This is a genomic window from Rhizobacter sp. P2_H2 (genome assembly GCF_056403375.1).
Genome location: NZ_JBFUFP010000899.1, coordinates 1 through 2,290 on the forward strand (window position 1 = coordinate 1; position 2,290 = coordinate 2,290).

4 protein-coding genes are annotated in these 2,290 nt (G+C 65.6%); all 4 read right to left on the bottom strand.

Annotation, left to right across the window (positions count from 1 at the left end):
• The coding region (locus AC1D15_RS27975; protein WP_477828577.1) for a hypothetical protein at nucleotides 1–510 on the bottom strand (510 nt) is incomplete at its 3' end.
• Nucleotides 507–830, bottom strand: coding sequence for a KH domain-containing protein (locus tag AC1D15_RS27980; protein WP_477828578.1), 324 nt, complete (start codon nucleotides 828–830; stop codon nucleotides 507–509). The genes AC1D15_RS27980 and AC1D15_RS27975, both read right to left, overlap by 4 nt.
• A 15-nt stretch (nucleotides 831–845) precedes the next feature.
• Nucleotides 846–1,619 (bottom strand): DUF5984 family protein, encoded by a 774-nt coding sequence (locus AC1D15_RS27985; RefSeq protein WP_477828579.1) that lies wholly within the window; start codon nucleotides 1,617–1,619, stop codon nucleotides 846–848.
• 5 nt (nucleotides 1,620–1,624) lie between these two features.
• Nucleotides 1,625–2,290 (bottom strand): hypothetical protein (locus AC1D15_RS27990; RefSeq protein WP_477828580.1); only part of this gene is annotated, 666 nt, incomplete at its 5' end.

Here is a 2,290-nt window from a genome sequence, read left to right on the forward strand (position 1 = left end):
CGATGAGCTGGTCGTAGTTGACCTCGGGCCAGTGCGGTGTCTTGTACGCGTGCGACTGGAACGCTCGGATGAAGCGCCAGAACGGCAGGAGGACCTCCGCCGGACGATGAGCTGGTCGTAGTTGACCTCGGGCCAGTGCGGTGTCTTGTACGCGTGCGACTGGAACGCTCGGATGAAGCGCCAGAACGGCAGGAGGACCTCCGCCGGATCTCCTAGCAGGGAGAGGACGGACGACGCCTGGCTGCGCGCGCTGTCGGGGGCGAACTCCAGGTCGAGCATCACCGTCGACCCGATGGGCTTGAAGTGCATGAAGTAGCCGTCGGGTTCAAGGTGCCACCAAACGCAAGCCTCCGAGCCGGAGGCCGCCCGGCCCAGCGCTTCGATCAGGTCTTGAATCGGGTTGTTGGGAACGTCGGACGCGTCGATCTCGATGGTCCTGTTGCCGACGGCAAGGCGTAGCGGCAACCATCCGTGAGACGGCGGTTCGTGGTGGATGCGGAGGTTGTTCATGATTCGGAATCTTCGTCCGGCAAGTCTTCGTCAGCGGCGTAGAACACGTGCCCCTTGTTTGAAAACATCAGGCTGTCAAGGAATGTGGTCCGCCGGACCCATTCGACGTCGAGCATGGGCAGGTCACCGAGGTTGGTTCCGGCGTATGCCGGGGTTGACCATTCGGCGCTGACACGCGCCTTGGCCTGCTGAACGGCATCCTGTTCCGACACCCCGCGAACGATGCGGGTCGCGTAGAAGCCGACTATGGGCGGATCGGAGGCATCGGGGCCGGGAACCTGAATCCGGGTTCCATGGAGCAAGACGCGGTAGTAGGGCACGATGTCTTGGCACCCTCAAACGCTGATCTGTCCCAGCGCATGGCGAACGGCCGGCCAATCGGTCRATGCTGGCAGCCGAACAAGGTCCGGCTTGGACAGGCGACACCGCTGCTCGTGCTCCCGCAACAGCCCTTCGGCATCGATGTGAACCTCGGGTGAGAACGCGCCCGACACCGTACGCTCGACCCGCTCCGACATCGCGGTCATGAGTCGCTCATGGAGCGAGAGGCACTCTGCCAAGAAATCCGAACGAGTCAGGCTGTAGCTGCCGAACGGCGCGGACCAGGCGGGGGAACCTTCGATGAGCTTGTCCCGGTGATCCCATTCGATGTGAACCATCGACTCGTCCGACCACAACACGATGTCCGCGGATGGCGACAGGTAGGCCGTGTCGAGTTGGCGCTGGCCGATCCAGGTACATGCCGCGTCGACTGTCGACCAGTCGTCGTTGTCGTCGCGCTCGGCGTTCTTGTCGCACCAAGCCGACATTCGTTTCAGCGTCCGCTTGCGGCCCTCGCCGGCAATGTGCGGGATCAAGTCTGCTGGGACGGGTTCGAGCGCGCGGGCTGCCATCTCCACGACATCTTCGTACAGCCGTGCAACCTGATACTCGCAGAAGCGTGACAGCCCTGGCTCCTGCGCCGAGAGGCTGTACTCGAGCAGCTTGGAAGCTCCGACTTCGATCCAGTAGTGACCATCGGTCAACCCGAACCAATGAAGATCCAGCATGCCTGCGCTGCCCCATGGCTTGATTGTCTCGAGGGGCAGCAACGTGAAGTTGAACAGCATGGCGATCACCCGCCCGTGCGATTGGCCGCAAGCTGCCGCCGGCGCTCGTGGCGCAGCAGCGCGGTGCGCGCCCAGGCCGTGAGGCTACGGTTCGAGAACGCGGCCACCTTCAGGCGCAACGCGATCGACACCGTCGCCAGCGCCGGCAGCAGGATCGGGCCGGCCAGCACGCCGAACCATTGGCGCATGTTGTAGAACAGCGCGCCGGCCCGTGGCGCGTGGAACTGCCACAGCCACGCGGCACCCACCAGCCAGCCCAGGAACAGCAGTGCGCGCGTCGAGAGCGGCCGGGCCGGCAGCGGAATGTGGCCGATGCCGAAACCCCAGACGACGCGAGCCAGCACGATCACGGTCACCACCGTCATCGCGAGCATCAGCAGCGACCCGATCGACACCATCACCGAGGCCGCCGAGCGCTTCTGCATGCCCGCGAACAGCACGTGCTGGCCGCGCTCCAGGTCGTCCATGCAGGCGGCGCGGGCATCGCCGAGCTGCTGGGCTTCGCCGGCGGGCAGCTCAGGCAGCGCTGCCCGGCTCATCGCGCCCCACAGGGCCGTCATGTCCGGCGGGCAGTCGGTGGGGATGTCGGCCCGGCCCGTCGCGCTCTGGTGGCCCGCGAGGAACAGCAGGTGGGCTTCGGTGGCCGCGAAGTCGTCGAGGTCGGTGCGCAG